Origin of the sequence: Streptomyces sp. NPDC007346 (genome assembly GCF_040703535.1) — a bacterium.
Taxonomy (GTDB): domain Bacteria; phylum Actinomycetota; class Actinomycetes; order Streptomycetales; family Streptomycetaceae; genus Streptomyces.
The window spans coordinates 67,088-93,883 of record NZ_JBEYKR010000004.1 but is presented as its reverse complement, the minus strand read 5'-3'; the positions used below and the strand labels follow the sequence as shown (position 1 = coordinate 93,883).

27 protein-coding genes and 1 tRNA gene are annotated in these 26,796 nt (G+C 71.7%); 22 read left to right on the top strand and 6 right to left on the bottom strand.

Annotated features, from left to right (window positions below; translation table 11 throughout):
* Positions 1 to 35: 35 nt before the first annotated feature.
* Complete coding sequence (locus AB0917_RS02540) at positions 36 to 1,397, top strand: hypothetical protein (protein ID WP_366817591.1); 1,362 nt, start codon at positions 36 to 38, stop codon at positions 1,395 to 1,397.
* A 228-nt stretch (positions 1,398 to 1,625) separates the two neighbouring features.
* On the opposite strand, the gene AB0917_RS02535 is transcribed toward AB0917_RS02540, so the two are convergent.
* The gene (locus AB0917_RS02535) at positions 1,626 to 2,516 is read right to left on the bottom strand and encodes a DUF4157 domain-containing protein (protein ID WP_366817590.1); all 891 of its coding nucleotides are present in this window, start codon (positions 2,514 to 2,516) and stop codon (positions 1,626 to 1,628) included.
* Between the two features lie 255 nt (positions 2,517 to 2,771).
* Between AB0917_RS02535 and AB0917_RS02530 the strand changes: the two genes are divergently transcribed.
* The 4 genes from AB0917_RS02530 to AB0917_RS02515 all read left to right on the top strand — a co-directional run bounded on the left by AB0917_RS02530 (position 2,772) and on the right by AB0917_RS02515 (position 6,624).
* On the top strand, positions 2,772 to 3,449 hold the full coding sequence (locus tag AB0917_RS02530; protein WP_366817589.1) for an HhH-GPD-type base excision DNA repair protein: 678 nt from the start codon (positions 2,772 to 2,774) through the stop codon (positions 3,447 to 3,449).
* A 173-nt stretch (positions 3,450 to 3,622) separates the two neighbouring features.
* On the top strand, positions 3,623 to 5,173 hold the full coding sequence (locus AB0917_RS02525) for a M28 family metallopeptidase (RefSeq protein ID WP_366817588.1): 1,551 nt from the start codon (positions 3,623 to 3,625) through the stop codon (positions 5,171 to 5,173).
* Between the two features lie 324 nt (positions 5,174 to 5,497).
* Positions 5,498 to 5,794, top strand: coding sequence for a type II toxin-antitoxin system VapB family antitoxin (locus AB0917_RS02520; RefSeq protein WP_096626547.1), 297 nt, complete (start codon positions 5,498 to 5,500; stop codon positions 5,792 to 5,794).
* A 212-nt stretch (positions 5,795 to 6,006) separates the two neighbouring features.
* Positions 6,007 to 6,624 carry a LytR C-terminal domain-containing protein gene (locus tag AB0917_RS02515; RefSeq protein WP_366817631.1) on the top strand — a complete coding sequence of 206 codons (618 nt, stop codon included), beginning with the start codon at positions 6,007 to 6,009 and terminating at the stop codon, positions 6,622 to 6,624.
* A 206-nt stretch (positions 6,625 to 6,830) separates the two neighbouring features.
* Here the strand turns inward: AB0917_RS02515 and upp are convergent, their stop codons facing one another.
* Positions 6,831 to 7,466 (bottom strand): uracil phosphoribosyltransferase, encoded by a 636-nt coding sequence (upp, locus tag AB0917_RS02510; RefSeq protein ID WP_366817587.1) that lies wholly within the window; start codon positions 7,464 to 7,466, stop codon positions 6,831 to 6,833.
* 102 nt (positions 7,467 to 7,568) lie between these two features.
* On the opposite strand from upp, the gene AB0917_RS02505 reads away from it, so the two are divergent.
* The 4 genes from AB0917_RS02505 to AB0917_RS02490 all read left to right on the top strand — a co-directional run bounded on the left by AB0917_RS02505 (position 7,569) and on the right by AB0917_RS02490 (position 9,697).
* Entirely contained in the window at positions 7,569 to 7,820 is a 252-nt protein-coding gene (locus AB0917_RS02505; RefSeq protein ID WP_366817586.1) for a hypothetical protein, read from the top strand.
* 231 nt (positions 7,821 to 8,051) lie between these two features.
* Positions 8,052 to 8,651, top strand: coding sequence for a hypothetical protein (locus AB0917_RS02500; RefSeq protein WP_366817630.1), 600 nt, complete (start codon positions 8,052 to 8,054; stop codon positions 8,649 to 8,651).
* Positions 8,652 to 9,113: 462 nt separating this feature from the next.
* Positions 9,114 to 9,542, top strand: coding sequence for a tRNA adenosine(34) deaminase TadA (gene tadA / locus AB0917_RS02495; RefSeq protein WP_366817629.1), 429 nt, complete (start codon positions 9,114 to 9,116; stop codon positions 9,540 to 9,542).
* Positions 9,543 to 9,609: 67 nt separating this feature from the next.
* Positions 9,610 to 9,697: transfer RNA gene (locus AB0917_RS02490), tRNA-Ser, on the top strand.
* Here AB0917_RS02490 and AB0917_RS02485 read toward each other — a convergent pair.
* Complete coding sequence (locus tag AB0917_RS02485; protein ID WP_366817585.1) at positions 9,679 to 10,056, bottom strand: ATP-binding protein; 378 nt, start codon at positions 10,054 to 10,056, stop codon at positions 9,679 to 9,681. The two genes, AB0917_RS02490 and AB0917_RS02485, sit on opposite strands and share 19 nt — an antisense overlap.
* Here AB0917_RS02485 and AB0917_RS02480 point away from each other — a divergent pair.
* The 6 genes from AB0917_RS02480 to AB0917_RS02455 all read left to right on the top strand — a co-directional run bounded on the left by AB0917_RS02480 (position 10,049) and on the right by AB0917_RS02455 (position 14,049).
* Positions 10,049 to 10,261, top strand: coding sequence for a Scr1 family TA system antitoxin-like transcriptional regulator (locus AB0917_RS02480; protein ID WP_366817584.1), 213 nt, complete (start codon positions 10,049 to 10,051; stop codon positions 10,259 to 10,261). The genes AB0917_RS02485 and AB0917_RS02480 overlap by 8 nt on opposite strands.
* Positions 10,258 to 10,476, top strand: coding sequence for a DUF397 domain-containing protein (locus AB0917_RS02475; RefSeq protein ID WP_366817583.1), 219 nt, complete (start codon positions 10,258 to 10,260; stop codon positions 10,474 to 10,476). Before AB0917_RS02480 ends, AB0917_RS02475 begins: the two co-directional genes overlap by 4 nt.
* Positions 10,477 to 11,215: 739 nt before the next feature.
* Positions 11,216 to 11,380 (top strand): hypothetical protein, encoded by a 165-nt coding sequence (locus tag AB0917_RS02470; RefSeq protein WP_366817582.1) that lies wholly within the window; start codon positions 11,216 to 11,218, stop codon positions 11,378 to 11,380.
* A gap of 23 nt (positions 11,381 to 11,403) precedes the next feature.
* Positions 11,404 to 11,697: a Dabb family protein gene (locus AB0917_RS02465; protein ID WP_019766403.1), complete on the top strand. Its 294-nt coding sequence runs from the start codon at positions 11,404 to 11,406 to the stop codon at positions 11,695 to 11,697.
* 444 nt (positions 11,698 to 12,141) lie between these two features.
* Complete coding sequence (locus AB0917_RS02460; protein WP_366817628.1) at positions 12,142 to 12,948, top strand: RNA polymerase sigma factor SigF; 807 nt, start codon at positions 12,142 to 12,144, stop codon at positions 12,946 to 12,948.
* A 234-nt stretch (positions 12,949 to 13,182) separates the two neighbouring features.
* Positions 13,183 to 14,049 carry an RNA polymerase sigma factor SigF gene (locus AB0917_RS02455; RefSeq protein ID WP_366817581.1) on the top strand — a complete coding sequence of 289 codons (867 nt, stop codon included), beginning with the start codon at positions 13,183 to 13,185 and terminating at the stop codon, positions 14,047 to 14,049.
* A gap of 562 nt (positions 14,050 to 14,611) precedes the next feature.
* Here the strand turns inward: AB0917_RS02455 and AB0917_RS02450 are convergent.
* A complete protein-coding gene (locus AB0917_RS02450; RefSeq protein WP_018513656.1) occupies positions 14,612 to 14,827 on the bottom strand; it encodes a hypothetical protein in 216 nt (71 codons plus the stop codon).
* 225 nt (positions 14,828 to 15,052) lie between these two features.
* Here AB0917_RS02450 and AB0917_RS02445 point away from each other — a divergent pair, with 225 nt between their 5' ends.
* From AB0917_RS02445 to AB0917_RS02425, 5 genes are all read left to right on the top strand, one after another.
* Positions 15,053 to 15,565: a MarR family transcriptional regulator gene (locus AB0917_RS02445; RefSeq protein WP_366817579.1), complete on the top strand. Its 513-nt coding sequence runs from the start codon at positions 15,053 to 15,055 to the stop codon at positions 15,563 to 15,565.
* 31 nt (positions 15,566 to 15,596) lie between these two features.
* Positions 15,597 to 18,224 (top strand): MFS transporter, encoded by a 2,628-nt coding sequence (locus AB0917_RS02440; protein ID WP_366817578.1) that lies wholly within the window; start codon positions 15,597 to 15,599, stop codon positions 18,222 to 18,224.
* A gap of 354 nt (positions 18,225 to 18,578) precedes the next feature.
* Positions 18,579 to 19,400 (top strand): YceI family protein, encoded by an 822-nt coding sequence (locus AB0917_RS02435; protein ID WP_366817577.1) that lies wholly within the window; start codon positions 18,579 to 18,581, stop codon positions 19,398 to 19,400.
* 245 nt (positions 19,401 to 19,645) lie between these two features.
* Positions 19,646 to 20,116 carry a PPOX class F420-dependent oxidoreductase gene (locus AB0917_RS02430; protein ID WP_366817576.1) on the top strand — a complete coding sequence of 157 codons (471 nt, stop codon included), beginning with the start codon at positions 19,646 to 19,648 and terminating at the stop codon, positions 20,114 to 20,116.
* Positions 20,116 to 21,204, top strand: coding sequence for an NAD(P)-dependent oxidoreductase (locus AB0917_RS02425; protein ID WP_366817627.1), 1,089 nt, complete (start codon positions 20,116 to 20,118; stop codon positions 21,202 to 21,204). Before AB0917_RS02430 ends, AB0917_RS02425 begins: the two co-directional genes overlap by 1 nt.
* Before the next feature lie 175 nt (positions 21,205 to 21,379).
* Here the strand turns inward: AB0917_RS02425 and AB0917_RS02420 are convergent, their stop codons facing one another.
* Both AB0917_RS02420 and AB0917_RS02415 read right to left on the bottom strand, forming a co-directional pair.
* Positions 21,380 to 22,162, bottom strand: coding sequence for a TetR/AcrR family transcriptional regulator (locus AB0917_RS02420; RefSeq protein ID WP_366817575.1), 783 nt, complete (start codon positions 22,160 to 22,162; stop codon positions 21,380 to 21,382).
* A 207-nt stretch (positions 22,163 to 22,369) separates the two neighbouring features.
* Positions 22,370 to 24,040 carry an MFS transporter gene (locus AB0917_RS02415; protein WP_366817574.1) on the bottom strand — a complete coding sequence of 557 codons (1,671 nt, stop codon included), beginning with the start codon at positions 24,038 to 24,040 and terminating at the stop codon, positions 22,370 to 22,372.
* 431 nt (positions 24,041 to 24,471) lie between these two features.
* Here AB0917_RS02415 and AB0917_RS02410 point away from each other — a divergent pair, with 431 nt between their 5' ends.
* Positions 24,472 to 25,389 (top strand): endonuclease/exonuclease/phosphatase family protein, encoded by a 918-nt coding sequence (locus tag AB0917_RS02410; RefSeq protein ID WP_366817573.1) that lies wholly within the window; start codon positions 24,472 to 24,474, stop codon positions 25,387 to 25,389.
* Between the two features lie 101 nt (positions 25,390 to 25,490).
* A complete protein-coding gene (locus AB0917_RS02405) occupies positions 25,491 to 26,777 on the top strand; it encodes a serine hydrolase domain-containing protein (protein WP_366817572.1) in 1,287 nt (428 codons plus the stop codon).
* Positions 26,778 to 26,796: the final 19 nt, after the last annotated feature.

Sequence of the window (26,796 nt, the reverse complement as noted above, 5' to 3'; positions counted from 1 at the left end):
TGTAGGGCCCCCACGGCGGCTCTACGGTCCGCCGTATGAGTCTTACGGCAAGCCTCGACGCGACGTCCGTCACCGCCGCACCGGGCGAGGAGACGGCCCTTCCCCTGCAGATCCTGAACTCCGGCCGGACCGTCGAGGAGTACCACTTCGAGGTGGTCGGTGCCTGCGCCGCCTGGTCGGCGGTGGAGCCCGCCGTCCTCTCCCTCTACCCGGGCGACTCCGGGACCGTGGCGCTCAAGCTCCGGCCGCCGCGCGATGCGACGGTGCCCGCCGGTGAGACGACGTTCGGGATCCGGGTGATGCCGACCGGCGACAGGGGCGACACGGTGGTGCCCGAGGGCCGGGTGACCGTACTGCCGTTCACGGAGACCACCGCCGAGCTGGTCCCGCGCAGCTCCAACGGGTCGCGGAGCGGCCGCCACCAGCTCGCCGTCGACAACCGGGGCAACGTCCCGGTGACCGTACGGCTCGGAGCCCAGCCCGGTACGGAACAGGCGCGGGTGGACTTCGACGTCCCCGAGCTGCGCATCGAGCCGGGCCAGGCGCGGTTCGGGAAGCTGCGGATCCGGCCGGCGAGGCGGATGTGGCGCGGTACGCCGGTGACGCACCCCTTCCAGGTGTTCGCCGCCCCGCAGGCGGCCGAGGGCGAGGAGGCCCCGGCCCCCGTACTGGTCGACGGCTCCTACCAGCAGGACCCGATCCTGCCGCGCTGGCTGCCCCGCGCCCTGATCACCGCCGCAGTGCTCATCCTCGCCCTGGTCGGCCTCTGGTACCTGCTGCTGCGCCCGGCGGTGAAGTCGGCGGCCCGGGAGGCGGTCACGCCCGAGGCGGTACGGTCGGCCGCCGCGGCGGACCGGAGCCAGGCACCGGACGGTACCGGTCCGGATGGTACCGATCCGGCCGGTACGGGCCCCGGAGGCGGCGACTCCGCCGGTACGGGCCCGGGTGGCACGTCCGGCCCGACCCCGTCACCCGGCCCCTCCGACCCGCCTGCCCCGGGCAGCGGCGACACGGCGGCGGGCGGCGGCGCCCCGACGAGCGCCCAGGTCCGGGTCCAGGACGCGGTGGGCGGCGGCTCCAACACCGGCACGGCCCTGGAGGTCCCGGCGGGCCACACCTTCCAGCTCACCGACATCGTCGTGCAGAACCCGCAAGGCGACGCGGGGACGGTCACCGTCACGGCCGGCGAGGACGTCCGTGTCCTGAGCCTGGGGCTGGAGAACTTCCGGGACTCCGACTACCACTTCGTCACCCCGATCCAGGTACCCGCGGGCGGCAAGGTCACGATGACCATCGACTGCCGGAGGGTCGGCAAGCCGGTGGGCGCCCCGGCCCCCGCCCGGTGCGCGACGTCGATGTTCCTGGGCGGCACGATGCGGGAGGACACGGCGGGCTGACGCCACCCTCGGAGGACGCGACGGACTGACGCGATCTCTGGAGTACACGCCGGATTGACGCGCGGCCTTCGGAGGACACGACAGACTGACGCGACCCCCGGAGAACACGACAGACTGACGCGGGGCCTTCGGAAGGCACGCAGGGCTGACACGGGGCCTTCGGAGGGCACGCAGGGCTGACGCGGCCTTCAGAGGACACGCCGGACTGACGCGGCCTTCAGGACAGGCCTACTCCGGAGAAGCCTCCTCTTCCTCCTCCGGCTTCTTCTCCTCCGCCCGCTGGACGAACGACCCCTGTACGTCGGCGGGTTCCTCGTCCTCGTCCTCCGTGGCGGTCCGCTGCACGGCGGGGGCGGCCGGGGCGGCAGCCGCCACCGGGGCGGCCGGAGCGGCCGGAGCCGGATCGGCCAGCACCCGTTCCGCGTTCGCCACGGCTTCGCGTTCGAACCGGTCCGAGGGGTCGCTGACCCGGATCCCGCCCGGCGCCTCCGTCCCCTCCACGGGCCCGTTGCGCTGCTGGATCACATGGGTCAGCTCGTGGGCCAGCGTCGTACGGCCCTGGGACGAGGAGGGGTCGTACGCGTCACGCTGGAACACCACGTCGTTGCCGACGGTGTACGCGTGCGCTCCGACGCCCTTCGCCGACTCGTGGGCGGCGTCGTCGTGGTGGATGCGTACGTCGGAGAAGTCGGCGCCCATCCGGCTCTCCATGTCCGCCCGGGTGTCGGTGTCCAGGGGCGAGCCGCCGCCGGAGGAGACCACGTCGCGCACGGGCGACCGCTGCTGTTCACCGGCCGCCTCTTCGGCCTGCTCCGGTGCGCCGGACGACGACGACCGGGCCCGCTGGAGCAACGGGCCGAGCGCGCTGTTGCCGACGGTTCGCTGGAGCATGCCCATCCCCGCCGTACCGACGACATCGGCACGCCCGGTGGCCGCCGCCCGGAAGACGTGGTGGGCCTGCGCGGAGTGCCCGGACTCGTCATGGCTGTCGCGCCCGGGGGCCAGGTGCTCGCGCTCGTGGCGCCCGTGGTCGGCGTGCTCACGTTCCTGGTGCTCGTGGTGGTCGTGCTCGTGGTGGCCGTGGTCCTGCTGCTCGTGCCCGAGGTCGTACGCGTCCATCCTCATCTCCCCTGACCGCACGGTCGCCGACTCTCCACGATCGCGGCGCCCGCGCTACCCCGTCCAGCCCGCCCCCGGGCCGGTCCGGGGCACCCGGAGCTGCCTCATCGGGCAGCGGCACGGCACGGACGGCCACAGAACTCGTGAAGGGACACCCCACTCACCCCCGGACCACTCACCCCCGGACACGGGCCATCGGCGCGACTGGAGTCACTGGAGTCGCCGTCGACGCCCGGCCTCGGGATCATCGAAAGTATGACGAAAAGCGACAGCGGCAAGGACCTCACTCTGCGGATCGCCCAGCAGCCGGAGGCGGACGCGCTCCTCGCCCGCAGCCCGCTGGCCGCCCTCGTCGGCATGCTGCTGGACCAACAGGTCCCGATGGAGTGGGCGTTCACGGGCCCGTACACGCTGGCGGAGCGGATGGGCTCGGACGACCTGGACGCGGCGGAGATCGCCGCCTACGACCCCGACGCCTTCACCGCCCTCTTCACCACCAAACCGGCCCTCCACCGCTACCCCGGCTCCATGGCCCAGCGGGTCCAGCAGCTGTGCCAGTACCTGGTGGCGGAGTACGGGGGCGACGCGAGCGCGGTGTGGCGGGACGCGGACACCGGGGAGGAGCTGCTGCGACGGCTGAACGACCTGCCGGGTTTCGGCACCCAGAAGGCCCGGATCTTCCTGGCGCTGCTCGGCAAGCAGTTCGGCGTACGTCCCACGGGGTGGCGGGCGGCGGCGGGGGCGTACGGCGAGGACGGGTCGCGCCGGTCGGTCGCCGACATCACCGGCCCGGAGTCGCTCGCGGAGGTGCGCGCGTACAAACAGGAGGCCAAGGCAGCGGCGAAGGCGGCCAAGGGCTCCCCCAGAGCCAAAGGCTCACCCAAGGCTCAGGGCTCACCCAAGGCCCAGGGCTCCCGCAAGGCCAAGGGATGACCGGAATGCACAGCTCACCACACGGTCGGACAGAACTGTCGGTAGAAGCGATCAAAACCAGCCACTGCTGTATCCAGTAGCCACCCCACTCGCTAGCTTTCGCAGCACATTCGTTCCACGTCCGACACGTCTCGACCGGAAGGACTCTTGTGCACGCAACACGTCGCAGAGCCATGGCAGTTGTGGCCGCCACCGCTCTGGCCACACCGCTCCTCCTGGGCGCCGCCCCGCACCACGGGCCTTCGCACGGGCCTTCGCACGGGCCAGGCCATGCGAAGGGCCCCTCGAAGGAGGCGGTCAAGCTGTCCCGGGAGCTGGTGAAGAAGGCGTCGGCACGCGACGCCTACCGCCACCTCCAGCAGTTCCAGGCGATAGCCGACTCGTCCGGCGGTCACCGCGCGGCGGGATCGCTCGGCCACGACGCCTCGGCGGCGTACGTCTACCGGCAGCTCCAGCGCGCCGGATACCAGGTCTCCTATCAGTCCTTCCGCTTCATCTACACGGAGACCCTGGCCGAAAAGCTCGCCGTGGTGTCGCCGACGTCCCGCGATGTGACGATCAAGGCGATGACGTTCACCCCGTCGACCGCGGTGGGCGGTCTGACGGCGGGGCTCGTCGGCGTCCCCGCCGACGACACACCGGGCTGCGAGGCGTCCGACTACGCCTCCGCGAACTTCACCGGCAAGATCGCGCTGATCAAGCGCGGCGGCTGCACCTTCGCCGAGAAGCAGGCGGCGGCAGCGGAGGCCGGTGCGGCCGGCGCGGTCATCTACAACAACACCGAGGGCCTCCTGTCCGGCACGCTCGGCGAGGCCTCGGAGGGCAGGATCCCGACCGGTGGGGTCAGCCAGGAGGAGGGCGAGAAGCTCGCCGCCGACCTGGCCGACGGCGAGGTGACGGTCTCCTTCGAGATCCGGGAGCTCCAGGAGGAGCGCACCACCCGCAACGTCATCGCCGACACGCGCGAAGGCAAGGCGGCGAAGACCGTGGTGCTCGGCGCCCACCTCGACTCCGTCACCGAGGGGCCCGGCATCAACGACAACGGCTCGGGCTCCGCCGGGCTGCTCGATGTCGCCCTGAAACTGGCCCAGTCGAAGAGCAAGCCCGCCAACAAGGTCCGGTTCGCCTGGTGGTCGGCCGAGGAGAACGGCCTGCTCGGCTCGGAGGCGTACGTCGCCGGCCTCTCCGACAAGCAGCGCAAGCAGATCGCGCTCTACCTGAACTTCGACATGATCGCCTCGCCCAACGGCGTCCAGTTCGTCTTCGACGGCGACGACTCGGACGGAGTCGGGGAGGGCCCCGGCCCCGAGGGCTCCGCCCAGTTGGAGCGTGACATCAACAAGTTCCTCGACAGCAAGGGCAAGAAGCACGAGGGCACGGACTTCACCGGCCGCTCGGACTACGGGCCGTTCATCGAGGTGGGCATCCCCTCCGGCGGTACGTTCACGGGCGCCGAGGGCATCAAGACGGCGGCCCAGGCCCGTACGTACGGCGGGCAGGCGGGTGTCGCGTACGACCCGTGCTACCACGAGGCCTGCGACGACCTGAGCAACATCGACATGCGCCACTTCGACGTCAACATCGACGTGATCGCCAACGCGGTCGGCACGTACGCCCACGACCTGCGCTCGCTGACCCGCCCGGTCACCCCGGCTCCCAGCACCGGCACGCCGGGCAGCGGCGGCGGCCTGCACGACGGCCACGGCCACGAGGTCACGGAGTAGCGACGTAAAGGTGTAACGGCGTAACGCCGTAACGGCCCGTACGCACAAGTCAGGACGCACAACGCGCAACGCGCAACGTGCCACGCACACCGAACACCACACGCACCACACGCACCACACTCATTACGCACCACGGCACTCTGCGCGCCGCATGCCGCGGGCGGAGCCGGGCCTGAGCGCCCGCCGCCCGCGGCGTGCCCCACTCGTACGGGCGAACCCCTGTCCCGGTATCCAGCGCTATACGACGCTCTACGCCCTTTGACGAGGTGCCGCGGTGGGGCTCCCTGGCTGCGCCCGCAGCCCCTTGCCCGGTAGGCTTTCCGTGTGATCTTCAAGCGCATCGGAAATGGGCGGCCATACCCCGACCACGGCCGGGAAAGCACCCGACAGTGGGCGGACGTCGCGCCGCGTCCGGTTCGCCTGGACCAGCTCGTGACCACCAAGGGCCAGCTGGACCTGGAGACCCTCCTCGCCGAGGACTCCACGTTCTACGGCGACCTCTTCGCCCACGTCGTGAAGTGGCAGGGCGACCTGTATCTGGAGGACGGGCTGCACCGGGCGGTCCGGGCCGCGCTCCAGCAGCGGCAGGTGCTGCACGCACGCGTCCTCGACCTCGGCTGACGCCGCCACTGCCGCACGCCCGCGCGTCCGTACGGATGCCCTTCCCGCGTCCGTACGTATCACCCTCATAACGGCCACCCGGACGGCCGCACGCGAATTCGGGCCTTTCGGGTGCTTTCGCACTCATCCGGGTGCCATGCGTTGATCATTTAGTACGCATCACCAGCGGGTCGCACTACGCTGCCTCCATGAGCATGCTCACTCCCCCCGGCATGGGCGGAAAGTACCGCATCACGGGCGACACCTACCCGCGCATGCGCCGCCCCCGGAACCGCCGCAGGATCGTCCTCGCGGGCGTCTCGGCCGTGGTGGCCCTCGGCCTGGCCGGCTGGGGAACACTGCAGCTCATCGACGTCTTCACGGGCAGCGACAAGAGCGCCAGCGCCGCCGGCCACCAGCGGGACTGCCCGACGCCGAAACCGGCGGCCCCCGTCAAGGTGCTGCCGAAGCCGGCCGGGATCAAGGTCAACGTCTACAACGCGACGACCCGCAGCGGGCTCGCCAAGTCCGCCGCGGACGAGCTGAAGAAGCGCGGGTTCGCCGTCGGCGAGGTGGGCAACGCCCCGGAGGCGTACGACAAGAAGGTCCCCGGCCCCGGTGTGCTGCTCGGCGCCCCGACCGCGGCGGACGGCAGCTTCACCGTGCTGGGCACGCAGCTGCCGGGCACCGTGCAGAAGACCGACGACCGCAAAACGGCGGAGGTCGACCTGATCCTCGGCGCGGAGTTCAAGGCGTTCAGCACCCCGGCGGAGGCCACCGCCGCCATGGCGGCCCTCACGAAGCCGTCCCCGGCGCCGTCGGCCTCCTGCTCGACGACGAAGAACGGCTGAGCGGCCCGCGCGGACGCAGACGCACCGGTGCCCCTTCCGCAACGTGCCGCACGTTGCGGAAGGGGCACCGTCCTGTTCCACGACCGGACCACCGGGACCGACCGCACCGACTTCGAACCGGCCTCGGACCGGCCTGACACCGGCACCGGCCCGGCACCGGCCTCGGACCGACTGGAACGCCCGGACCGACCGGACCGCCCGATCGGCTACTCCGCGGTGCCGTACATCCGGTCCCCGGCGTCACCGAGACCCGGCACGATGTAGCCGTGCTCGTTGAGCCGCTCGTCCACGGAGGCGGTGACGACGGTGACGGGGGTGCCCGCCAGCTCGCGCTCCATCACCTCGACGCCCTCGGGCGCCGCGAGGAGGACGACGGCGGTGACGTCGTCGGCGCCCCGCTTGATCAGCTCGCGGATGGCCGCGACGAGGGTGCCACCCGTGGCCAGCATCGGGTCCAGGACGTAGACCTGGCGGCCGGAGAGGTCCTCGGGCATCCGGGTCGCGTACGTCTCCGCCTGGAGCGTCTCCTCGTTGCGGATCATGCCGAGGAAGCCCACTTCGGCGGTGGGCAGCAGCCGCACCATGCCGTCCAGCATGCCCAGACCGGCACGCAGGATCGGGACGACGAGAGGCCGGGGGTGCGAGAGCTTGACCCCCGTCGTGGGCACCACCGGGGTCTCGATGTCGACCTGCTCGGTACGCACATCCCTGGTGGCCTCGTAGGCGAGAAGGGTGACCAGCTCGTCGGCGAGGCGCCGGAAGGTCGGGGAGTCGGTGCGCTTGTCGCGCAGCGTGGTCAGTTTGTGCGCCACCAGCGGGTGGTCGACGACGTGGATCCGCATGCGTCAACAGTAACCGCGCCTTCCGGCACTCTGCGCTGGCATCAACCACCTGTTCGGGGGGAAGGTGGGGGCATACGGAGCCAGCGTTGGGGTGATGTGTCGATGGCGGACGGGGAACAGCCTCCGAACCCGGGCTCACGCGGAGTGAGCGACGCGCGCGACGCGCGCGAGCCGCAGGACACGGCGGGTGACGGCACGGACACGCAGGAGAGTGACGCGGCCCGACGGCGGCGGCGCGCGCAGTTCCTCCGCGAGCTCCATGAAGCCAAGCAGCTTCGGGACCGGGTGCAGCCGCGCCGGGCCCGTGCCGCCCGTATGCGCCAACAGATGCGGATGCGCACGTTCCGCTGGTGAGTCCGTCCCGTACCACCGGCGCACTCCCCCGCTGAACGGGCCCTCGCCGGTTCCGTCAGGGAGAGGTCCGACCAGGCACTCCTGGAACTGATGGCCGACGCAACGGTCGAAGAGGTCTCGCTCGGCGCTTGTTTCTGCCACGATGCCGATTGGGCGGGGCTCAGAGCAGACGGGTTTTCCCGTCTGCCCTCCCGTCGGACCGATTCACCTATGACCAGTGGGAGAGTCACGGTGTACTTCGCCGCACTGCTCGCGCGCACCGAAGACGGGTGGGAAGCGAGCGATACAGAGCTCGACGATGTGGAGACCCTGTCCGACCTGACGGATCTGGCCCAGGAGGCCTCGGTGGACGAGGACACGGTCCTGGTCTACATCGAGCAGGAGGACGCCTGGTTCGGCATCCTCCGGGTGGACGGTGAGGAGGACCCCCGTATCTACGTCTCGGACGCGTCCGCCGCCGCCCGCTCCTCGTACGGGGAGATCCTGCTCACCGACGAACTGCTCGGCCGCGAACCAGGGGCCGAGGACGAGATCGCCGCGCTGGAAGAGCTCGTCGACCTCGACGGCACGGAGGACGGCGAACCGGACGGGGCGGCCCGGCCGACGTCCTCCGCCGCCAAGACCGCCCATTCCACCTCCACCTCCGACCCCGATTCCGCCTCCGATCTCGATTTCGACTCGGACGCGGTCCCGGCGGGCCCGATCGGCGAGCTGGGCATCCTCGCCGACTTCGGGGTCTCCGAGAAGGACCTGCTGACGCTGCGAACCGACGCGCTGACGGAGATCGCCGACGCGCTGGGAGCGGCCGAGGTCCTGGAGGCGGTCCGCTAGGCGGTGCCCGGCCCGACCGCCGGAAACCCCGGGCCGGGCCATACGCTCTCCGGGCCGGGCCTCGCGTCGGTCGGGCCCGGCCTCGCTTCCGTCGGGCCGGGCCATGCGTCGGTCGGGCCGGGCTAAGCACCCGTCGGGTCGGGTCTCGCGTCCGTCGGGCCGGTCCGTGCACTCGTCAGGCCGGGCCGCGCGTCCGTCGGGTCGGGCCACCCGCCCCCGGGGGGCCGGGCGCGTACCCACTGGGTCGGGCCACCCACCCCCGGGTCGGGCCGCACACCCCCGCGGTCGGGCCGCGTACCCTCCGGTCTTCGCCCTGGCCCGTTTCCGCCCTTCCCCGTCCGTTAAGGTCCGCGGGTGACCGCACGACCGCCGAACCCCTCACCCCGGCCCGCCCCGAATCCCGTACGAGCACCCGAGCCCGAGCCCGAGCCCGACCCCGTACGCGATCCGTGGCAGGCCCCGATGCGCCGCGCCCTGGCCGAGGCCGAGCGGGCGGCGTCGGCCGGCGACGTCCCGGTCGGCGCCGTCGTCCTCGGCCCCGACGGCAACGAACTGGCCGCCGCCCACAACGAACGCGAGGCCACCGGCGACCCGACCGCCCACGCCGAGATCCTGGCCCTGCGCCGGGCGGCCGAGGCGGTCGGCGAGTGGCGCCTGACCGACTGCACGCTGGTGGTCACCCTGGAACCCTGCACGATGTGCGCGGGCGCCCTGGTCCAGTCCCGGGTGGCCCGGGTCGTCTACGGAGCCCGCGACGAGAAGGCCGGCGCGGCCGGCTCCCTCTGGGACGTCATCCGCGACCGCCGCCTGAACCACCGCCCCGAGGTCATCGCAGGCGTCCTGGAGGACGACTGCGCGACCCAGCTGACGGCGTTCTTCCGCACACTCTGACCAACCAGGGCCCCACCCCCGAGAACCGATTTCTGTGCACACCCCGGCATGGTCTAAGCTCTCTCTCGGTAGCGTGTCCGAGCGGCCGAAGGAGCTCGCCTCGAAAGCGAGTGTGGCGTAACCCGTCACCGTGGGTTCAAATCCCACCGCTACCGCTTCTGACACCCCCTTGATCCGCGGAAACGCGATCGAGGGGGTGTTCTGCATTACGGCACTGGCACACGCGCCCACCCTCGCCCGCCCCCTGCTCCGACTCGGGCTCCGGCTCCGGTCGCCAGGTGACCACCACCCACACGCTCTTGCCGAAGGGCCGCTCGGCCACTCCCCACCGCGAGGCCAACGCCTCGACGAGATGCAGCCCCCGCCCACGGACACGCTGATCGGAGGGCGGCCGAAGGCGAGGCCGGCGGCGCCGGATGTCGTGCACTTCGACCCGGCACTTCCCCGACTCGGCGGCAGCGGTGACCTTGAACCGGTCGCCCGGCTCGGACCCGTACCGAACGGCATTGGTCACCAGCTCACTGGCGAGGAGCCCCAGAGGGTACGGCACCCACGCGGACCTCTCCGTCGTCCATGTCGAGTCGCTGACCAGCGCTCTGCACGTGGAAGAACGCGGCGACGTGGCAAGGCACCAGGAGGCGGCCCAGCAACTTCGCGCTGTGGCGCTGCCCACCGATGAATCCAGGGCCATGATCACAGAGATAAGGTACGAGAAATGACGACCAGCCCCACGATCCGCGACTCCTCCGCCTTGCCCGTGAGCTGGTGGAAGTCCAGCGCTTCCGGGGCACAGTCCGACTGCGTGGAGTGCGGCATCATCAACGCCGACCACCTCACCGTCCGGGACAGCAAGGTGCCGAGCGGGCCGGCTCTCGTCATCGGCCGTGAGGCACTCGCGGCCATGATCGGGGCGGTCGCGGCGGGGCTTCTGTAGCCCCATACCGACGGGCGAAACAATGAAGGCTACTTGCAGAGCAAAGGCGCTTATGTCCGTTTCTCAAGAAGTAGGTAAAACCAGCCCCTCAGCCGCATAAACCCGCAGGTCACGAACTGTGGTCCCCGCGCACGCGGGGGTGGTCCCATTGTCCGCCTTCGTCTACGGCTACCTGCGCCGTGGTCCCCGCGCGTGCGGGGGTGGTCCCGTGCGCGACCCGGAACTACCGGCCGAGATCGCGTGGTACCCGCGCGTGCGGGGGTGGTCCCCATGCCGCCGGAGCGCACGCCGAGGTGCCTCGGTGGTCCTTGCGTGTGCCGGGTGGTCCTTCTGGAGCACCCGTTGGCCGTCGCCGCGCAGAGGGCGGTCGGCGGCCGGGCGGAGAGGTCAGGTCGGGGGAAGCGGCGTCGGGGGGACAGGCCGCTTCCCCCGGTGAGAACAGGGCCTCCGGGTCGGCCGTCGCGGTCAGGGGGGAAGTCGCGCGGCGGTGACCCTGAAGGGAGGCCCGTTCCGGCTCTCCGGTTCCTGCCAAGGCCGGAGGGCTCGGGGTCCATCCTGCCGGGGCACAGAAGCCGTATCAGTGGGCAAAAGGCCTCTATGGGTGGGTCGTAAGGCCCTAAAGAGTGCGTCAGCGGTCGGAAACAGCCCCTGGCTACCGCCATACGGGCGGATACAATCTGCCGATCGCACACGAGGCCCAGGCGGGGGCTCAGGCGGGGTCCAGGGGGAGGCAAGGGCAGTGGTGCAAGCGAAGAAAATCGCGCTCTACATAGTGGTGGTCTTCGTGCTGTACACGATCATCACCTCGCCCCAGCGATCCGCCGAACTCGTAGGGGTAGGGTTCGAAGGCGTTTCCAGCGCTGCTCAGAGCGTCGGCGACTTCATGACCGAACTGGTGAAGTAGCAGCGAAGACAGTAGGGGTACCGATGATCCGCCACCTGGTCCTGTTCAAGCTGAACGAAGGCGTCGAGCGGGACGATCCGCGGGTCGTCGCCGGGGACCGCGCCTTCCGGGAGCTGGAGGGGCAGATTCCGGAACTGGAGTTCTGGGAGTGCGCCTGGAACATCACCGACCGGCCGATCGCGTACGACTACGCCATCAACTCCGCCGTCGCCGACGAGGCCGCCCTCAAGCGCTACATCGAGCACCCGGCCCATCAGGCCGCCGCGGGCCAGTGGCGCGAATTCGCCACTTGGGTGATCGCGGACTACCCCTTCTGACCCCTCCCTCGCGGAGGCAGGACCGGCTCCACCCGACCCCTCGCCGTTCAGGCGAGGGGTTTCTTCGTTCTGTTTAAACCCTTATGAACTCAACACGGCACTTTGAGGTGCTTGCACACAGTGGACATGTCTTGTGATGCTATGACCGCTTTTGACGGATGAGTTGACCGTAGTTGACCGCGAAGGGGTGGCGTCACCGTGCCGGCCAGTACAGCGCCTCAAGTGCCTCCCCAGTCCGTCCAGCCATCCCAGGCCTCCTCCCAGGCCACTTCTCAAGCCACTTCCCAGGCGACTCCCCAGGCCGCCTCTCAGCCCTCCCCCCAGGCCGCCTCTCAGCCCTCCCCCCGGGGGGCTTCCCAAGCCACCCCCCAGGGCACCGCCCACCCCGCCTCCCCGGGCGCCCACCCCGCCTCCCCGGGCGCCCAGGCCGCCCCTGCCGAGGAGATCCAGACCGAGACGCCGGATCCCACCACCCCGCCCGCCAGAACCCGCGGGGCGGACACCAGGGCCCTCACCCAGGTCCTCTTCGGACAGCTCAAGGGGCTGGAGCCCGGCACCCCGGAGCACGGGCGCGTCCGGGCCGCCCTCATCGAGGCGAACCTCCCCCTCGTCCGGTACGCCGCCGCGCGCTTCCGCAGCCGCAACGAGCCGATGGAGGACGTCGTCCAGGTCGGCACCATCGGCCTGATCAACGCCATCGACCGCTTCGACCCGGAACGCGGCGTCCAGTTCCCCACGTTCGCCATGCCCACCGTCGTCGGAGAGATCAAGCGCTACTTCCGCGACAACGTCCGCACCGTCCACGTCCCCCGCCGGCTCCACGAACTCTGGGTCCAGGTCACCGGCGCCACCGAGGACCTGACGACCGCTCACGGGCGCTCCCCCACCACCGCCGAGATCGCCGAGCGGCTGAGGATCTCCGAGGACGAGGTGCTCGCCTGCATCGAGGCGGGGCGCTCGTACCACGCCACCTCCCTGGAGGCGGCGCAGGAGGGTGACGGGCTGCCCGGACTGCTCGACCGGCTCGGTTACGAGGACCCCGCGCTGGCCGGCGTCGAGCACCGCGACCTCGTACGCCACCTCCTCGTCCAGCTCCCCGAGCGCGAGCAGCGCATCCTTCTCCTGCGCTACTACAGCAACTTGACCCAATCTCAGATCAGCGCCGAACTAGGCGTCTCCCAGATGCACGTGTCAAGGCTTCTGGCCAGAAGTTTCGCCCGATTGAGGTCCGCAAACAGGATCGAGGCGTAACCGGAACGGGTAGACCCTTCAGGGAGCAGTTCTGACGGCATAAAAGCCCTACACCCCCTGTTTCCAGGGCGGATTCAGCGCTGACTTGTCGACATGTCACTACAGCGTGTTGCCGACATGTGACATTCTGCTCGAAGCGCGTTTGCCGCAGCCCCGCCTCCGGTATTCAGGTGGAGGCTGCGTTCCTCCGATGGTCGCGGCCACCGCGACCGTCCGCGACCTCAAGGGGGTGGCATGTCCGCAGAACAGGGCAGCTCGAAGGTGCTCACGCTCACGAAGAGCGTGCCGGCACCCGCCGTGCTCACCAGCTCGCCGGAAGCCATCGACACCCGCACTCTGTCCCGCTCCCTGTTCCTGCGGCTCGCCGCGCTCGGCCCCGCTTCGGGGCCCGAGGGAACGGACAGTCCGGAGCGGACCTACGTGCGGGACACACTCATCGAGCTCAACCTCCCGCTGGTGCGTTACGCCGCGGCGCGGTTCCGGAGCCGTAACGAACCGATGGAGGACATCGTCCAGGTCGGGACGATCGGTCTGATCAAGGCGATCGACCGGTTCGACTGCGAACGGGGCGTCGAGTTCCCGACGTTCGCGATGCCCACCGTCGTCGGCGAGATCAAACGCTTCTTCCGCGACACCTCCTGGTCCGTACGGGTGCCCCGGCGCCTCCAGGAGCTGCGGCTCGCGCTGACGAAGACCAGCGACGAGCTGTCCCAGAAGCTCGACCGCTCGCCGACCGTTCCCGAGCTCGCCAAGGCGCTCGGGGTCTCCGAGGAGGACGTGGTCGACGGTCTCGCCGTCGGCAACGCGTACACCGCCTCCTCGCTCGACTCCCCGTCCCCCGAGGACGACGGCGGCGAGGGCTCCCTCGCCGACCGCCTGGGGTACGAGGACGCGGCCCTGGAGGGCGTCGAGTACCGCGAGTCGCTGAAGCCCCTGCTGGCCAAACTCGCCCCGCGCGAGCGCCAGATCATCATGCTGCGCTTCTTCGCCAACATGACCCAGTCGCAGATCGGCGAGGAGGTCGGCATCTCCCAGATGCACGTCTCCCGGCTGCTCACCCGCACCCTCGCCCAGCTCAGGGAAGGCCTCATCTCCGACTGAGGCACACCGGGAAGCGCGTCGTCAGACCCGTCGTGCATGCGGGTCCAACGGCCGCCGGGGCACCGTGATCGCCGCCTCGGCGGCCGCACTGTGCCTGGGCGGCGCCCCCGATGCCATGGAGGGGCTTACGGGAGGTTCTGCGCCCCCCTCGGCCCGGGGTTCCGGGCCGAGGGCCGCGAGGGCGGGAGCGGAGCGCGTATACGCGTGTAGGGGCGTCTGGCGTGGCTGGGCAGGGTCGGCCGGGGGCCGGCCCGGGGTCGGCCGGGGTCGGAGACGTACAGCGTGTGCGTGGAGGCCCGGCGCGCCCCTCTGAGGCGCCGCGTCGAGGCCCGGGACGCCTCCGCCGTTCGGGACCGCCGTTCGGGAATGAGCGGCGGGACTGAGCGGCGAAAGTAAGCCCGGAAGCGGCGAGCGCGACGAGCGCGGCGAGCGCGACGAGGGCAGCGCGGGCGGGAGAGCGTACGGAAACGCCCGTGGGGTGAGCGGCGAAACGCGCAGGCGCGGTTCGCCGTCCGCCCCACGGGCGTTCAGGTCGTCGTACGTCGTTCAGTAGGTCGGTGCGTCAGCCCAGCGCGAGCCACGCCACCGCGCCGAGGACGACGACGACCGCGACGACCGCCGCGATCACCCCGACTCTCGGCCCGGACGAGGTCGCGGCCGGCTGCGCCCGGCGCTGCGGCTCGCCCTCGTCGACGAAGGCGCGGAACATCTGCGTGCTGCCCGCCGGATCAGGGGTGCCCTCGGGGCCCGGCTGAGGGGCGTGGGGGTTGTGTGCCATGGGGCAGGACCCTAGCGAACTCGGGCCTTCCGCCCAACCCCCGGGCCGCCCCGCACCCCGCCCGACCAGCGGCGGAGGACAGGGGAAAGGGGCTTGACCGGGACCCGGCGGAGCCTTTTGCGTTCCTTTACTTCTGCAAGTCCATTTTCGTTTGCCTGTAGCAACCAACGGCTTCTATCGTTGCCCTAAGCAACAAGATGGACATCAGTGCCTTGGGGGATCCCGGTGGCCGCACGGAGTCGGTACGAGGAACTGGCCCGGCAGCTCAGCGCCGTCGGAGCCGTCAAGCGGGGACTCGCCCGCGCACTGCCCGCCGAGTGCCCCGGTGGCTCCGCCGCCGTACTGACACTCCTGGACCGGCACGGCGAGATGCGGATCAGCAGACTCGCCGAGCTGATGGCCGTGGACCTCTCGGTGACCAGTCGCCACGTGGCCCATGTGGCCGAGCACGGCTGGATCGAGCGGTCCCCCGACCCGGCGGACAAGCGGTCCCGCATCCTGCGGCTGACCCCCGGCGGTCGCGCGCAGCTCGACGAGCTGACGCGGCGGACCACCGAGATGTTCGCCCGCAATCTTGTCGACTGGTCCGACGAGGACGTCGGCCGGCTCAACGCGCTGCTGTCCCGGCTGCGTGACAGCTTCGCCTGTCGCGGACCCGGCGGCTGCGCCCCCGGAAGCCACTCCGGCGAGTGCCGGAACGGGCTCGGCGACGACGCGTACACCCGTACACCTGTGTAACAGAAGCAAATACGCACGGATAAGGAACTCAATGGCTACGACCACACCGACCGGTGTGCGGGGCGGCCACGCCAAGCACGGAGGTCACGGAGGCCACAGCGGCTCCGGCGCCTCCGACGGCACGCCGATGACACACCGGCAGATCATGGAGGCGCTGGCCGGGCTGCTGCTCGGCATGTTCGTCGCGATCCTGTCGTCGACGGTCGTCTCCAACGCCCTCCCCGAGATCATCTCCGACCTCGGCGGCGGGCAGAGCGCCTACACCTGGGTCGTCACGGCCTCGCTGCTGGCCATGACCGCCACCACGCCCCTGTGGGGCAAGCTCTCGGACCTGTTCAGCAAGAAGCTGCTGGTCCAGATAGCCCTGATCATCTACGTCCTGGGGTCGGTCGTCGCCGGTCTGTCGACCAGCAGCGGCATGCTCATCGCCTGCCGCGTCGTCCAGGGCATCGGCGTCGGCGGTCTCTCCGCCCTCGCGCAGATCGTGATGGCCGCGATGATCGCCCCGCGCGAGCGCGGCCGCTACAGCGGCTACCTGGGCGCGGTCTTCGCCGTCGCCACCGTCGGCGGGCCGCTGCTCGGCGGTGTCATCACCGACACCAGCTGGATGGGCTGGCGCTGGTGCTTCTACGTCGGTGTGCCGTTCGCCGTCATCGCGCTCATCGTGCTCCAGAAGACCCTGAAGCTCCCGGTCGTCAAGCGCGAGGGCGTCAAGGTCGACTGGTCCGGCGCGTTCTTCATCAGCGCCGCCGTCTCGCTGCTGCTGGTCTGGGTGACCTTCGCGGGTGACAAGTACGACTGGCTGTCGTGGCAGACGGGCGTGATGGTCGCGGGTTCGGTCCTGCTCGGCCTGGTCTTCGTCCTCATCGAGTCGCGGGCCGCCGAGCCGATCATCCCGCTGCGCCTCTTCCGCAACCGCACCATCACGCTGGCCTCGATCGCCTCGCTGTTCGTCGGTATCGCGATGTTCGCGGGCACGGTCTTCTTCAGCCAGTACTTCCAGCTCGCGCGCGGCAAGTCGCCGACGATGTCCGGCGTCATGACCATCCCGATGATCGCGGGCCTCTTCCTCTCCTCGACCGTCTCCGGCCAGGTCATCACCAAGACGGGCCGCTGGAAGGCGTGGCTGGTCAGCGGCGGCTTCCTGGTCACGGCCGGGCTCGGGCTGCTCGGCACGATCCGGTACGACACCGTGTACTGGCACGTGGCCGTCTACATGTTCGTCATGGGTCTCGGCATCGGCATGATGATGCAGAACCTGGTCCTCGCGACGCAGAACCAGGTCGCTCCCGAGGACCTCGGCTCCGCGAGCTCCGTCGTCACCTTCTTCCGGTCCCTGGGTGGTGCGATCGGCGTCTCGGCGCTCGGTGCCGTCCTGGGCAACCGCGTCACCCACTACGTGAAGGACGGCCTCGCCGAACTCGGCCCCGAGGGCGCCGCCTTCGGCCACGGCGGCACGGGCGGCGGGGGCATCCCCGACCTGAGCACGCTGCCCGAGCCCTTCCGTACGGTCGTGGAGGCCGCGTACGGGCACGGCGTCGGCGACGTCTTCCTCTACGCCGCTCCGTGCGCGCTGGTCGCCTTCATCGTGACGCTCTTCATCAAGGAGGTCGCCCTGAAGACCAGCGCCGGGAACGACAGCCCGCAGGCCGAGGCCGCTTCCGTGGGCGGCGCTCCTGTGGGGGCCGCTCCTGTCGGGGCCGCTTCCGTCGAGGCCGCTCCTGTGGGGGCCGCTTCCGTGGGGGCAGAGGCGCCGGTGCCGGCCGCCGTCGGTGCCGCCGCCCTCGTCTCCGAAGGCGCGGCCGGGGTCACCTCGGTCGACACCGCGCAGGACGCCCCGCACGCCACCGTGCGGGACGCCTACGACACCGCCGGCTCCCCGGCCTCCTTCCAGGGCACCCCCGTCCACGGTGTGGTGCGTGGCGCGGAGGGTGTTCCGGTCGCCCGTGCGGCCGTCACCCTGATCTCGCTGGGCGGCCGGCAGCTCGGACGTTCCGTCGCCCGGAACGACGGCGGCTACACCCTGGACGCGCCGGGCTCCGGCAGCTACGTCCTGATCGCCTCCGCCGACGGTTTCCAGCCGCAGGCATCCACGGTGGTCGTCGGCGAGGAGCCGCTGGCCTTCGACATCCTGCTCTCCGGTACGAGCGGACTGGCCGGGACCGTACGGGCCGCCGAGGCCGGTACGCCGGTCGAGGGCGCGATGGTCATCGTCACCGACGTACGGGGCGACGTCCTGGCCACCGGACTGTCCGGCGGGACGGGTGACTTCGCGTTCGGCGAGCTGGTCCCGGGCTCCGTGACCGTCGCCGTCAACGCGGCCGGGTTCCGCCCGCTGGCGCTGCCCGTGGAGGTCGGCGGCCAGGGCGTCACCCGCGTCGAGGCCGCGCTGCGGGCCGGTGCGCTGGTCCTGGGCGTCGTACGGGCCGGGTCCGCCCGCAGCCCGCTGGCCGACGCCCGGGTCACGCTGATCGACGCGGCGGGCAACGTGGTCGCCACCGCGACGACCGGCGAGGACGGCGCGTACGCCTTCACCGACCTGGACGCGGGCGAGTACACGGTCATCGCGACCGGCTACCCGCCGGTGGCGGGCGCTCTGACGGTGACCGGTACGGGAGTCGACGGCCACGACATCGAACTCGCCCACCCGGGCGAGTGATCGATCCCAGCTGATCGACCCCAGCTGATCGATTCCCTCAGTACGTGCGCGCGTGCACCTATAGGGATGTGCGTGAACACGTGAAGGGATCGCAAAGACCCCTGGTCGGACGGCACTTCTTGCGGAGAGGCTGTCGCGACCGGCGGGAAGGGGCCCCGGTGGTGGGTACGGCAGGCAGGGGACGGCCTGCCGTACCCGCTCCGGGGCCCGACTCATGGGCCCTCGGCGGCGGACAGGGCCGTGGACAGCGGGCGGCGGACAGGGGCCTGCGGACAGCGGCCCGTGGTCCGTGGCCCGCAGGTCATCGGGCCAAGCGGGCCAAGCGGGCCAAGCGAGCTAGGAGAAGAGATACGGATGGGACTTCGCGCACAGGTACGGACGCGGGACGGCTGGGCGGTCCAGCACGCCGTCGTGACGGTCACCGACATGACCGGCACCCAGGTGCTGCGGGCCGCGGCCGACGAGGACGGGGCCGTCCGCACGGACGGGTCCCTGCCGGTCGGCGCGTACACGGTGATCGTCACGGCGGTCGGGTACGCCCCCGCCGCCTCCACCGCCCTCGTCACGGCGAGCGGCCGGATCGAGGGCGGGCAGATCGTGCTGGCCCGCCAGGGCGGGGTGGAGCTGCCTCCGCCGGGTACCTGGTCGCTGGACCCGGCCCACTCCTCGGTCGGCGCGGTCGCCCAGCACCTGGGGATCTCCAGCGTGCACGGCCGGTTCACCGACTTCGGCGGCCGGATCGAGATCGCCGAGGACGTGGCCCGCTCCCGGGTCGACGCGGTGATCGGCGCGGCGAGCATCGACACCGGCAACACCATGCGGGACAAGCACCTGCGCTCGCCGGACTTCCTGGACGCGGACCGCTTCCCGGAGATCACCTACCGCTCCACCGGCCTCGCCCCGGCCGGCCCCGACCGCTGGACCGTCCACGGCGAGCTGGCCATGCACGGCGTCACCCGCCCGGTCGACCTGGACCTCAGCTACCTCGGCACCGGGCCCGACCCGTGGGGCGGGGTGCGCGCCGCCTTCCACGCCACCGCCGAGCTGCGCCGCGACGACTTCGCGATGAACTACAACCAGGTCGTCCAGGCGGGCATCTCCGCGATCGGGACCACCCTGCGCGTGGAGCTGGACATCCAGGCGGTCCAGGGCGAGGCGCCGCCGCCGCCCGGATAGGCGGGACCGGGACGCGGTGGCTCGTCGGCCGGACGGGCCGGAGCAGGGCACGGTGGTTCAGCGGGCGGACAGGCCGGAGCAAGGCACGGTGGCATGTCGGCCGGACGGGCCGGAGCTGGACACGGTGGTTCAGCGGAGGGACAGGGCTGAGCTGGACACGGTGACTCGCTGCCCCGGACAGGCCGGAGCAGAACGCCGTGGTTCGCCGGACGGGCCGGGCCGGTGCCCGGTCGTAGGGTGTGGCCATGGCTCCCAACATCGCGACCAACACCGCCGTGGACCTCGACGGCCTGCTGGCGTTCGTACGGCCCCGGCACCGGGCCATCCTGCTGACCACCCGGGCCGACAGCCGCCCCCAGGGCTCCCCGCTGACCTGCGGGGTCGACGACGCGGGCCGGATCGTCATGTCGACGTACCCGGAGCGTGCCAAGACCCGCAACGCCAAGCGCGACGAGCGGGTCAGCGTGATCGTCCTCTCCGACGAGTGGGACGGGCCGTGGGTGCAGGTCGACGGCGTGGCGGAGGTGCTCGACGCCCCGGAGTCGGTCGAGCCGCTCGTCGAATACTTCCGGAACATCTCCGGTGAGCACCCGGACTGGGACGAGTACCGGGCCGCCATGGTGAAGCAGGGCAAGTCCATCATCCGGGTCACCCCGGAGCGCTGGGGCCCCGTCGCCACGGGCGGCTTCCCGGCCCACCTGGCGCCGGTCACGTGATACGGCCGGAGCCGGGGACGCCTGCCCCGGAGCTGCTCGCCCGCGCCCGGCTGCTCGTCGCGCCCGAGCTGAGCGCCCCTCTCGTACGGGAGCTGGAGCGGATCACCGGCCGGGACGCCGAACCCCTGGAGGGCGTGGAGCCCTTGGGACGCGGGGTGCCCGCCGATGGCCCCCTCCTCTGCGTGGGGGCCACGCTGCCCGACGCGCTGCGGCCGACGGCAGCGACTACTGCGGATACGGCGACCGCCACGACGACTGCTACGCACACGGCTGCGGCTACGGCTACGGCTACGGCCACCCCTGCCGCTGCCGCTGCCGCTACAGAACAGCTGCTGTGGTTTCACAGCGTCAACGCCGGTACGGACCCGCTGCTCGCCGCGGGGCCCTGGCCCGCCGGGGCGCTGCTGACCCGGACCGTGGGGCGGATGGGCGAGCGCATCGCCCAGTACGTCCTGGGCTGGGTGCTCGCCGAGTGCCAGTCCGTCCCCGAGTACGCCGCCCAGCACGCCCGGTCCGAGTGGCGCCGCCTCCCCTCCGAGCTCGTCGCCGGGCAGACCGCCCTCGTCTACGGCACCGGGAACATCGGCGGTGCCGTCGCCGGGCTCCTGCGCGGCTGTGGCGTGCGCACGGTGGGCGTGGCCCGCACCGCGCGGACCGGGGAGCCCCCGGCGGGCTTCGACCGGGTGATCAGGGCGGACGAGGACGCCGAGGAGCTGGCGGGCGCCCGGTGGGTGGTCTCCGCCCTGCCGTTGACCGGGGCGACGGAGGGCTTCTTCGGGACGAGCCGGTTCGCGGCGGTGCGGGGGGCGACGTTCGTCAACGTGGGACGGGGCGCGACGGTGGACCTGGGGGCGCTGGAGACCGCGCTGCGGGGCGGTGGAGTGCGGCGCGCGGTGCTGGACGTGCTGGCCGAGGAGCCCGCCCCGCCCGGCGACCCGGTCTGGCGGCTGCCTCGTACGGTGATCACCTCGCACTCCGCGGGGATCACCGCCGACGAGGACGTGGCCGCGGACTTCGCCGCCTGCTGGGAGGCCGTGGCGGCGGGGCGGCGGCCGGAGCTGGCCGTGGACACGGGGCGGGGGTACTGAGGGACGGGCCAGGGGCGGGACAGCCCGGGGGCCACGCAGAGGATCGACCGGGAGCTACTTGTGCACGGGGCACCCGAGGGTTACGCCAGGAACGCCCGGGAGTTCCGCACGGGACCATCCGGGAGTCACGCGCGGGGTCATCCCGGAGTCGCACCCGGTCACCGAAAGCCGCGGGTCACTGGGCCGGCGCCGGGGAGCCGGCCCGCTCGCACATCGCCTCGATGCCCGCGATCAGCATGTCCAGCGCGAAGACGAAGTCCCGCTCGCGCATCTCCTCGACCGTGTCGCCGCCCCGGGCCGCCATCAGCGCGTCGGAGGACTCGACGATCCTCCGCAGGTGCGGCTGGGCCCGGATCGTGCCCATCGCGTGCCGGTGGTACTCGTCCTCCGTCAGCCCGGTCGCGTCGCACCGCGCCTTGAAGTGCCCCTCGACGGTGCCGAATCCGTACACGAACTGGAAGCACGCCGAGAGCGCGCCCGTCTGCCGCTCCAGGGGCAGGCCGGTGGCCCGGATGACGTCCTGGACGGCGTACGAGAACAGCATCGAGTTCGGGCCGATGTTGAGGAAGGTCCCGGCGAGCGGGGAGATCCAGATGTGCCGGACGATCAGCTCGCGGTAGCTGCGGGCGAGTTCACGCAGCCGGTCCCGCCAGTCGGCGTCCTCGCGCGGCGGGGTGATCTCCGCGTAGACCGAGTCGAGCGCCAGCTCCAGGAGGTCGTCCTTGGTGTCGACGTACCAGTAGAGGGACATCGCGGTGACGTCCAGTTCGGCGGCGAGGCGGCGCATGGAGAACTTGGCGAGCCCCTCGGCGTCCAGCAGCCGTACGGACGCCTCGGTGATCCGGTTGCGGTCCAGGCCCGCCGGCGATTCGGTGCGGCGGGAGCGCGACGGAACGTCTCGGTCGAGCCACACGCTGGTCCGCGCGGGGTTCTTCACGCGGTCGGACGCGGACACCATGGCGCACTCTCCTCGTCTTACGGGGGCCGCCCCGCCGGTCCTGCCCTGACCTACCCGGTTCTGTTCTACCCCGGTCCTGCCCTGCCTGGTTCTGCCCTGCCCTGCCCTGCCCTGGCACCGGCCTGCCCGGTCCTGCTCCTGTCATGCCGGAAGGCGCGTACGTACCGGACGTCTACGGTCCGGTACGTACGCGCGTGCCCTCCGATGCTATGCCGCCGGTCCCGCCGCGTCTGCCCGGCCTCCGGCCGTCTCCGCCGCGCCCGTCCCGGCCGCCCCGGTCTCCCCGGCCGCCCTGGTCTCCCCGGTCTCTCCGATAGCCTCCGCATTCCCGGCCCCCTCGGTCTTCCCGACCGCCTCCGGCTCCCCGGCCGCCTCCGCCTTCCCGGCCGCCTCCGCCCGTTCGGCCCGGCGCAGCAGCATCGCCGCGAGCAGGCCGCCCGCCAGCACCGCGACCGCGCCGACCAGCTGGCTGGCCTCCAGGCCGGAGGCGAACGCGTCCTTGATGGCCGCGCGCTCTCCCGGGCCGTCGGCGGCGGCCAGGGCGGCCGGCAGCGAGGCGGCCCCGACGGCGGCCGGTACGAGGGCGGCGAACCGGATGTTCAGGACCGCGCCGAGCACCGCGACCCCGAGCCCGTTGCCGAACTCCGCGAGCGTGCCGTTGACCCCGGCGCCCACCCCGGCCTTCTCCGGCGGGATGGCGCTCATGATGGCGTTGGCCATGGCGGGCATCGCGAGGGCGATCCCCGCCCCCATCACGACCAGGCCGAGCAGCATCCCGGTGTACCCGTCGCGGCCGAGCACCGCGATGGCCGCGAGACCGGCCGCCAGACAGCTCATCCCGGCCGCGATCGTGGCGGGCGTCCCCAACTTCGGGACGAGCCGGGCCCCGAAACCGGTCAGGTTGAGGACGACCACGGTGAGCGCCATCGGTGCCGTACGCAGACCCGCCTCCAACGGCCCGTACCCGAGAACGAACTGAAGGTGCTGCGTCAGCAGAAAGAGGGAACCTCCCATGCCGAACGCAACCAGGATCGCGCCCGCCACCGCGCCGATGAACTTCTGGTTCCGGAAGAAGTGCATGTCGAGCATCGGGTGCGGGATGTGCAGCTCCCACAGGACGAACCCGGCGAGCACCGCCACCCCGGCGAACGCCATGAGCAGCACCCGGCCCGACGCCCAGCCGTGTTCGGGCCCCGAGATGATCGCGAAGACGACCGCGGTCATCCCGATCGTCGAGAGCAGCGCGCCGAGCAGGTCGGGCCGCTCCCCACGCGGGTTCTTGAACTCCGGTACGAGCCGCACGACGGCCACCAGGCCGATCACGGCGACCGGGATGTTGATGAGGAAGATCGCGCCCCACCAGAAGTGGTCGAGCACGACGCCGCCGACGAGCGGACCCGCGGCGAATCCGAGGGAGTTGACGGTCGCCCAGAGGCCGATCGCCTTGACCCGCTCGGAGTCGTCGAAGATCTGGACGACGACGGCCAGGGTGGTGGTGATCAGCAGCGCGCCCCCGACCCCCATCCCGGCTCGGGCCGCGATGAGCTGGCCGGAGGACTGCGCGAGCCCGGCCACCAGCGAACCGATGCCGAACAGGGCGAGCCCCACGACCAGCATCTTCTTGCGCCCGTACCGGTCGGCGGAGCTGCCCGCGGTGAGCAGCAGGCCGGACTGGACGAGCGAGTAGGCGTTGATCATCCACTGCACGTCGGCGGTGGAGGCGTCCAGCTCCGTGGTGAGGGAGGGGATCGCGACGTTGAGGACGGTGTTGTCGAGCAGCACGGTGAGCTGGGCGAGGCAGATCACGCCGAGGATCAGCCAGCGCTGCGGGTGCCCCTGAGGGGCGAGGTCGTGCCGCTGTGCGGCGGGCGCTGTCATGCGGGCTCCTCGGTTTCCGGCGCAGCGTGGCGCCTCGGTGGTGCGGCGGGCCGACGGTGTGGCGATCCGGCGGTGTGGCCGTGTCGTGATCCGGCGGTGTGACCGTCCGGCGATGTGCGATGTGCGATGTGCGATGTGCGGAGTGCGGCGGAGTGCGGCGGAGTGCGGCGATGTGCGGCGATGTGCGGTTTGACGGTGCGGCGGCGCGGCGGCGCGGCCGTGTGACGATGTGGCTCTACGGTGTATAGGGCGGCAGCGTTGTACACCGTAGAACACTCCCTGTACGGCGTACAAGCCAATTGCCGCGCGGCCCGCGGGCCGCCACTTCGGCCGCGCCTGTGGGCCGCGCGACGACCGAGCGGTACGGTTCCCGACGCCGCCCCCACCCGACGTGCCCCGACCCGTGCGCGATTTCCGCTGACTGGAGAGCCATGTCACTGCGTCGCCATCCCCGCACCCGCCCCCGCGCTCGCACCCGCGCCTGCATCCGCGCCCGCACCCCTGTACGTATCGCGCAACTCCTCCTCACCGCCGCCCTGTTGGGCGCGCTGCTCGGATCACCCCCGGCCGCCGCCGCGACCTCCCGTGCCGTGCCTCTGCGGGTCGCCACGTACAACATCCACGCCGGTGCGGGCATGGACAACGCCTTCGACCTCGACCGGCAGACGGCCGAACTGCGCTCGCTCCAGGCCGATGTGATCGGCCTTCAGGAGGTCGACCGGCACTGGGGCTCCCGCAGCGAGTGGCGCGACCTCGCGGGTGAGCTGGCCGAACGGCTGGGCATGTACGTGTTCTTCGCCCCGATCTACAGCCTGGACCCCGCCGAACCGGGCGGGCCCCGGGCGGAGTACGGGGTGGCGGTGCTGTCCCGGTACCGGATCGTGAGCACCGAGAACCACGAGATCACCCGCCTCTCGACCCAGGACCCGTCCCCGGTACCCGCCCCCGCTCCGGGGTTCGGCGAGGCCGTCGTACGGGTGCACGGGCAGCCCGTACACGTGTACGTGACCCATCTCGACTTCCGCCCGGACCCCGCCGTACGCGTCGCCCAGGTCGCCGACACCCGGCGGATCATGGCCGAGGACCGGGGCCCGAAGGTGCTGCTCGGCGACTTCAACGCGGAACCCGGCGCCCCTGAGCTGGCCCCGCTGTGGGCGGAGCTGGCGGACGCCGATCCGGGGGCGCCGACCTTCCCGGCGCAGGATCCGGTCAAGCGGATCGACTACGTGGCGGTGTCGCAGGGCGGCGGCCCGCACGGCGGGGTCTCCGTACGGGCGGCGTGGGTACCGGACAGCGTCGCCTCGGACCACCGTGCGGTCGTGGCGGACCTCGTCCTGCGGAGGCGATGAGTCCGGGAGGCCTCGGAGTCTTCTTCCGGGTAGGCCGCTTCCTTTTGGCGGTCGGGGACGTCATACCCGACAGAACACGCGGTACCGGAGAAAGGCCGACCATGAACACCCCGTACGGACTGCAGGAATTGTTGGACGCCCACATCGCCCGGGGGTCGGTGCCGGGCGCGGTGGCGCTGGTCGCCCGGGGCGATCGGGTGGAGGTGGCCTCGGCCGGTTCAGCCAGTTCGGCCGGCCCAGCCGGTTCAGCCAACTCGGCCGGTTCCGCCGACCCAGCCGATTCAGCCAGCTCAACTGGCCCAGCGGGTTCAGCCGGTTCAACTGGCCCCGCCGGTTTCGGCGAGACCGCTCCCATGCGGCGGGACACGATCTTCCGCCTCGCCTCGATCACCAAACCGATCGTCGCGGCGGCCGCCATGACCCTGGTCGAGGACGGCCTGATCGCCCCCGCCGACCCGGTCGCCGCCTGGCTGCCCGAGCTGGCCTCGCCGCTCGTCGTCCGCACCCCGCAGAGCCCGGTCGACGACGTGGTGTCGGCGGTCCGCCCGATCACCGTCCTCGACCTGCTGACCTTCCGCGCGGGGTACGGCCTCCCGGCCGACTTCTCCCTCCCGGCCGTCGTCCCGCTGCTCACCGAGCTGAAACAGGGACCGCCCCAGCCGCAGGCCGTACCCGCGCCGGACGCCTGGATGGCCGCCCTCTCCCGGATCCCGCTGCTCCACCAGCCGGGCGACGGCTGGCTCTACAACACGTGCGCCGACATCCTCGGGGTCCTGATCGCCCGGGTCGCCGACCGCCCGCTGGACGCGTACCTGGCGGAGCGGCTGTTCGAACCCCTCGGCATGATGGACACCGGGTTCGCCGTGGAGGCCGCCGCGCTGGACCGCTTCACGAGCTACTACCGGGCCGGGGCGGAGGGGCCCGGCGGCGCGGCGGGCGAGCCCGAGCTGGTCGACGCCCCGGACGGGCAGTGGAGCCGCCCGCCCGCCTTCCCGTCCGGCGCCGGCGGCCTGGTCTCGACCGCCGACGACTGGTACGCCTTCGGACGGATGCTGCTCGCCGGGGGCCTGACGGACGACGGCCGCCGGGTACTGAGTGCCGAGTCGGTACGGCAGATGGTCACCGACCACCTGACCCCGGCCCAGCGCGCCGAGAGCGCCCTGTACACCGAGGGGCAGGGCTGGGGGTTCGGCGGCTCGGTGGACGTCGGGACCACGGCCCCGTGGAACGTGCCCGGCCGCTACGGCTGGATCGGCGGCACCGGCACCACGGCCCACATCATCCCGTCCACCGGCACGGTCGCCGTCCTGCTCACCCAGATGGAACTGACCGGCCCCGCCGCGCCCCAGGTGATGCGGGACTTCTGGACGTACGCGGCCGAGTTCTGAGCCCGGCCGCGTACGGCTG